Source organism: Devosia sp., assembly GCF_036676215.1.
Classification (GTDB): domain Bacteria; phylum Pseudomonadota; class Alphaproteobacteria; order Rhizobiales; family Devosiaceae; genus Devosia.
This window is the reverse complement of record NZ_JAKFDJ010000049.1, coordinates 1-5,750: the sequence shown is the minus strand read 5'-3', so window position 1 is coordinate 5,750 and position 5,750 is coordinate 1. Positions and strand designations below refer to the sequence as shown.

General features: G+C 63.5%; 6 protein-coding genes. 4 read left to right on the top strand and 2 right to left on the bottom strand.

Translation table 11 applies throughout. The features are described from left to right. Both V6M52_RS04180 and V6M52_RS04175 read left to right on the top strand, forming a co-directional pair. A partial coding sequence (locus tag V6M52_RS04180) for a hypothetical protein (RefSeq protein ID WP_332699773.1) occupies nt 1-380 on the top strand: 380 nt, incomplete at its 5' end. Next, entirely contained in the window at nt 380-1,294 is a 915-nt protein-coding gene (locus tag V6M52_RS04175; RefSeq protein ID WP_332699771.1) for a sterol desaturase family protein, read from the top strand. The genes V6M52_RS04180 and V6M52_RS04175, both read left to right, overlap by 1 nt. Nucleotides 1,295-1,506: 212 nt before the next feature. On the opposite strand, the gene V6M52_RS04170 is transcribed toward V6M52_RS04175, so the two are convergent. Then, nucleotides 1,507-2,172 carry a hypothetical protein gene (locus tag V6M52_RS04170; RefSeq protein WP_332699768.1) on the bottom strand — a complete coding sequence of 222 codons (666 nt, stop codon included), beginning with the start codon at nt 2,170-2,172 and terminating at the stop codon, nt 1,507-1,509. Between the two features lie 395 nt (nt 2,173-2,567). Here V6M52_RS04170 and V6M52_RS04165 point away from each other — a divergent pair, with 395 nt between their 5' ends. Further along, nucleotides 2,568-2,834, top strand: a complete 267-nt coding sequence (locus V6M52_RS04165; protein ID WP_332699765.1) for a ribbon-helix-helix domain-containing protein — start codon at nt 2,568-2,570, stop codon at nt 2,832-2,834. A gap of 1 nt (nt 2,835) precedes the next feature. Here the strand turns inward: V6M52_RS04165 and V6M52_RS04160 are convergent, their stop codons facing one another. Then, nucleotides 2,836-4,053 (bottom strand): hypothetical protein, encoded by a 1,218-nt coding sequence (locus V6M52_RS04160; RefSeq protein WP_332699762.1) that lies wholly within the window; start codon nt 4,051-4,053, stop codon nt 2,836-2,838. A gap of 121 nt (nt 4,054-4,174) precedes the next feature. Between V6M52_RS04160 and V6M52_RS04155 the strand changes: the two genes are divergently transcribed. Beyond that, nucleotides 4,175-5,623, top strand: coding sequence for a hypothetical protein (locus tag V6M52_RS04155; RefSeq protein ID WP_332699759.1), 1,449 nt, complete (start codon nt 4,175-4,177; stop codon nt 5,621-5,623). Nucleotides 5,624-5,750: the final 127 nt, after the last annotated feature.

Here is a 5,750-nt window from a genome sequence, read left to right as displayed (position 1 = left end):
TTCTGATTCAGCTCGCCGGCTCGGCCGCCGCGGTCATGGCGCTGGTGGCCTTGGCCGCCTGGGCCAAGATCGCCAAGCCGCTCACCCCGCTGGACGACGCCCGCGCGCGGCGCCTGCTCGCCGAAGAGTTCCCCGGCAAGCCCCTGGAGCGCATCTGGGTGGCCACCGACGGCCGCGGCGCGGTGGCTCGCTCCGGCGCCTCGGCCCTGGTGCTGTTCGAGCTGGGCGACGCCTATGTGGCCCGCCACGTTCCCTGGGCCCAGGCGGTGTCGTCCTCGTTCCGCGACGGGGTGGTCAAGATCGACCTCTCCGACGTCGCCGCCCCCATGGCCCGCATCGCCCTGGACCGCTGGCCCCCGTCCCCGCGCGAGGCCGCCTGATGGACCCGATCAAGCCCGCCTTCGACCCCGTCACCCTGGCGATTCCGTTCTTCGTCCTGGCCGTGGTGCTGGAGATCGCGCTCGCCCGCCTCAAGCTGGCCCACGCCAATTACGAGACCCGCGACACCCTGGCCTCGCTCACCATGGGCCTGGGCAGCAACGTGGCCGGCCTGCTCACCGGCGGCGCGGCCTTCGCCGCCAGCCTCTGGGTCTACCAGCACCGGCTGTTCGACATCCCCATGACCGCGATCTGGGCCTGGGCCGCCGTCTTCCTGCTGGAGGACCTCACCTATTACGGGTTCCACCGCCTTAGTCATGAGCGGCGGTTCTGGTGGGCGGCCCACATCAACCACCACTCCTCGCAGCACTACAATCTGTCGACGGCGCTGCGCCAGACCTGGACCGGCGGCCTTGCCGGAACCTGGGCGCTCTGGCTGCCGCTGGCCTTCCTGGGCTTCCCCCCGGCCATGATCGCCATCCAGAAGGGGATCAGCCTGGTCTACCAGTTCTGGATCCACACCGAGGCCATCGGGCGCATGCCCCGCTGGTTCGAGGCGGTGTTCAACACCCCGTCCCATCACCGCGTCCACCACGCCCGCAACCCGCGCTACCTGGACCGCAACTATGCCGGCATCCTGATCGTCTGGGACAAGCTCTTCGGCACCTTCCAGCCGGAGCTGGACGAGGAGAAATGCCGCTACGGGATCGTCAGGAACCTCGGCGATTTCAACATCCTGCGGGTAGCCTTCCACGAGTGGGCCGGCATGGCGCGCGACATGGCCCGCGACCCGCGCCATGCGCTCGGCTACATCTTCGGCCCCCCGGGCTGGAGCCCCGACGGCAGCCGCGACACCTCCGCCAAGCTCCGCGCCCAGTGGGAAGCGGGCCGCGCGGCCGAGACCCCGGCGGAGTAGGGGGCGAGGCCTCTACCGTCACCACGCTATCGGCGCCGTGAAGATCGCCTCCTCTCCACCCGCCTTCGGGGGGAGAGGGTAGGGTGAGGGGGGCTCCCCCGCCGCAGAGAACCTACCGAAAGCCGGACTGCGCCGCTGCGCGCCGCATCCCCTCACCCTACCCTCTCCCCTTTCAAGGGGAGAGGAGGCGACATTTCAGCGTCCAGGGTGACTCATCGCTCCCCCACCCCGGGCCCGCTGATCACCGCCCCGTCGCTGAACCGCTGCACGAAGACATTGATCTTGGTCGGCCCCGACGCCTTGTCGCCCTCGCCCCAGACCTTGGGCGCCAGCCGCGCGGCCCGCCAGCGGATCACGTCGAACTGCAGCCGCGCCACCGGCACCGTGGCGGGCGCCGCGGCCTTGGCGATGGACCAGGCTTCGTCGGCCAGCAGCTCGGCCTGGATCCCGCGCGCCTGCACATACATGTCGCTGAAGTCGGGATGCACCCGCAGCCACTCATAGACCGTGCCGGTCACCGGCATGTCGGGCCCCGCGCAGATATCGACCATGCTCTCGCCGGCCGCGATCCGCCGGCAGATCGCCTCGCCGATCTCCGTGGCATAGAGATCGCAGCGCCCCCAGTCGTGCTTGCGCCGCGCCTTGCGCGCCTCGATCAGCTCCAGATGGGCGCTGGCCGCCGCCTGCCGCGCCTTGCTCCGGGCCTCCCGCCGCTGTTCGGCGAAGTCGGGGTTCTCGTTCAGCCACCGGTGGATGGTCACCGACCCCGGCATGGCCGGATCGCGCCCGATCGCGCGAATGCTCTCCCCAGCCCCCACCCGCCGCACGATCTCAGCCCCCAGCTCAGGCGTGTAACCGGCGACGCGAGGGGCGGTCATGGGCGACTCCGTGAATGGCCGGGGGGGAGGGCGACACTGAAGCTTACCAGATAACGACGAAATGTAAAGAACAAAGAGGGAACATCTGCGCACCCCTCCAGCGGTTGGGCGCTCTCATATCCAAGGGTCGGAGCGCACGGTGGTCAGATGCTCCCCCACTGGGGGAGCTCCCGGCCGAATGGCCGGGTGAGGGGGACTTTGATGGTCTTCCGCAGCGGTTCGACGGGTCTCAGCAGGAGTCAAAGTCCCCCTCAGGCCCTTCGGGCCAGCTCCCCCAGAGGGGGAGCATCTTCAGTCCCTCGCATGGGCGATAGCCCTACTTTGAAAGGGGAGGCCGGCGCTTGATGTGTCCACAATATCCCTGATCATGTGGACAGCCTGCGAAGGGAACTCCCATGGCCAAAACGATGACGCTCAATGTGTGGGTCAGCGGCGCTCTCGGCGACTTCGTGGCGGCCAATGTCGGCGACGACGGCCTCTACGAGAATGTCAGCGAATATGTCCGCGACCTGATCCGGCGCGACATGGAGCGCGCCGAGGGCGAGACCTTCCAGCGCCTGAAGGCCGAGCTCCAACACGCCTTCGCCGCCCCTGACGACAGCTACCAGGCGCTCGACGCCGACACGGTGATCGCGCGCGGCAGGCGCCGCCCGGCTCAGTGAGCTAATCCCCGCGTGCCTGATAGTCCGCTGCGGCGGATCGAACCCGCGGCCGAAGCACGTTGATGAAGGTGTTCGTTCGTTCCGCGAGCCACGCGAAGGCGGCTGCGCGGGGTTCAGCTTGGTCGAGCGGGCCGGGGCGCAGGGAATCCATGATGCGCGGGCGGCCGTTCTTCTCGGTGCGCTGCGCCGTGCCGCCGAGAAGCGGACCGACCGTTTCCCAGTCCTCGGCGACTACCTGCATGGCGTACTCGCCCACAGTGTCCCGCTGGGAGGAGAGGAACAGTCCGACCTCGTTGTTTCGCATGTCACGGTAGACCGTTAGCCAACTTGTTCCACTGGGCGCCGGGAAGCCGAAGGCGATGTATCCCTGGCGCGGCGGTCTGGGCATGGATTGCTCGGGATCGTCCAGGCGCAGCACCTGGAGGAAATCGGTCCAGAACTGCTGTCGCGCGTCGCCCAGGGCGACCGTATCGGGATCGATCTCGGCCTCCGTCGCGGCATCTTCCGCCAGTAGGCCGTGGCCGTCCGGCAGCGCGACAACCGTGCGCGTGATGACATTGGTGTGGGCGAGCACGCGCGGGGCGACCAGTCTGCCACCCCCCGGCATCGCATAGATCGGCATCTCCACCAGGCCGAACGAGAAGTGCAGGCCAGCATGGGCCTGTAGGTACTCGGCGATGCTCTCCACGCGCTCGCGGATGCCGTCGCCCACGATCAGCAGCAGGAAGCGTCCGCGTCGGAGGTTGGCGGTGAGGGCGTCGTTGAATTGAATTTCGTCTACCGTCGGATCGGCGACGCGGACAAGATCGAGCAAGGCGGTGGGCCCCAACCCGAGACGTCGACTCGTCTCGCGCTGGAGATCTGACACTGTGAAGCGGGCAAGCTCCTTGGCGTAATCGAGAATTTGTCCCACCACCTCCCGCCGTGCCTCGGCGTTCCGCCAGAGCTTGCATTCGACCAGCACGGGCAATCCTGAGGGGGTGACCATGAAGTTGTCGATAGGACCGGCAGGCGTCATCAACTCCCGACAGATCGGCACCGGTCCCGCGAACGTCGGATCGATCTCGCCGATGGGCAGAATGGTGGGATGCGCGTGGACGAGGGCCTGGATCTCGTCCTCCAAGACCGCGCCGTCGCCACCGTGAAGGCTGAGCGGGGCGAGGGTGACCGCGCTCCCACTCGTGGGAATGAAGAGCGGAGTCGCGTGCTGCCTGGTCAACTTCTGCTTCCCTGAGGCCTACCTAGTGGGATGAGCATGGCCGGCGCCAAGTTCCATAGACAGCGGACTAACTTCATACTCGCTCGGGTTGTCTAGCTTCGCCATTGTGCAATAGTTCAGCATGGCCATTTTTCGAAATCCCCGAAAGTTCACTGATCAATTCGGTGTCCCATTGGAGCAGTTTCGTGAGGCCGGGCTCCTCGATCCGGTATTGAACGCCGACACTCGACTTTTCATTGACCCACTTCTTCTCGAACGCAGTTCCCATCCAATAATTCGAGATCGCGGAGCCGAGAAATTCCGACAGCGGTTCGCGGACGTTTATCGCCTGCTACATATCCGGCCGCGAACGGGGGTTGTCGAAGCTGCGCTTGATCGCTTGCTCCAGTTTCCGGAGATTGCAGGCACTTGCCTTGGCTACACCTCTGGCGGAGTTAGCGGGCGTGGGATGGGCGTAGAAAAGCGTGAGCGCTTCATGCACGTGGCAGCCCAGGTCGAAGAGGTCGGAAGGGTCGATCCTCGACTGATACCCGTCCTCGCCATTCTCGAGAGTGGTATCGGCGCTGACCTGATCAGCGACATGACGGCTAACATCATCATCTCAGAGCTTGCGGAAATCACCACGGCATTTTGCGCAACGAATGGAATTCCCACCGAAGCCTTCGTGGTCGGCCGGGATGAATATCAACTGCCAAGAAATCCCATGATTAACAATTCTAGATCTCCTATAGTTTTGGTTCCAACCGATATTCTTAGAGATCTACCGGAATCTGATAGTTGGGAAGATGTTGTAAAGCTTACGATGCATAACGCGCGACTCCGCGAACGTGTGAATCATTACATTGCTGGCATAATGGAAGACGAAGAACTATACGCACACGAGAAGCGTGAGCGTGCCGTAGAGGAGTTGAAGGAAACAAGCGAAGCCGTGGCGAGAGTAGGCGAATTTTTTGCAAGTCAACAGCCCATCGTCTACGATATCATCAATGATCCAAGTACAAAACGAATTTTTCAGAGAATTGTTGGAATTGTCGAGAATGAATTTCCTATTGACGGTGGTCTTCGTACACCTGAAAATGAAGAAGAGTTCAGGCATTTAATTAGTAATGTCATAGAGCAATTTCGATTTCTTGTTGAACACAAGTCGATTTGGAAATTGCTATGGATTAGCGACACCAGGCGCGTGCATGAGGATGTTGCGCAGCAAATATTCTTCGCTATAGCTTATTCTTACTGTGAAGGTTACAATGTTCATATCGCGGTCGAGCATCACACTGGAGACGGCCGCACAGACTTCCTGTTCACGCTGGGGCGCCAATTCCGCGTCGTAGTGGAGATGAAATGGTCAGATAACGGCGGCCTTCAGCGTGGCTACACCAAACAGGTCGAAGCCTACGCCCAAGCAGAACATGCGTTTCACAGCTTCTACGTTGTGCTGGATTGCGATGGGGGTGACAGCTACGCGAAGCTTCAGGAATATTTGGACGGCAGTCGCTTGCGAAAGCCGACAGTCACGGTCGTCTCCGTCGATGCCAATCCTAAAGGTGCTCCGAGCAAGCCGCCGATCTAAATGCCAGCGACCGCTTCCGTGGATGAGCGGGAATTCGGGGGCGCTATACTTAATTCCCACCCCCATCACCCCGGCGCGTTCGCCCGGAACGCCGCCATCTGCCCCTCCATGGCCCGCGCGAAGGCCG

Coding starts and splice junctions, on each gene's coding strand:
- V6M52_RS04175 (WP_332699771.1), top strand. CDS start 380: ATGGACCCGATCAAGCCCGCCTTCGACCCCGTCACCCTGGCGATTCCG.
- V6M52_RS04170 (WP_332699768.1), bottom strand. CDS start 2,172: ATGACCGCCCCTCGCGTCGCCGGTTACACGCCTGAGCTGGGGGCTGAG.
- V6M52_RS04165 (WP_332699765.1), top strand. CDS start 2,568: ATGGCCAAAACGATGACGCTCAATGTGTGGGTCAGCGGCGCTCTCGGC.
- V6M52_RS04155 (WP_332699759.1), top strand. CDS start 4,175: ATGGCCATTTTTCGAAATCCCCGAAAGTTCACTGATCAATTCGGTGTC.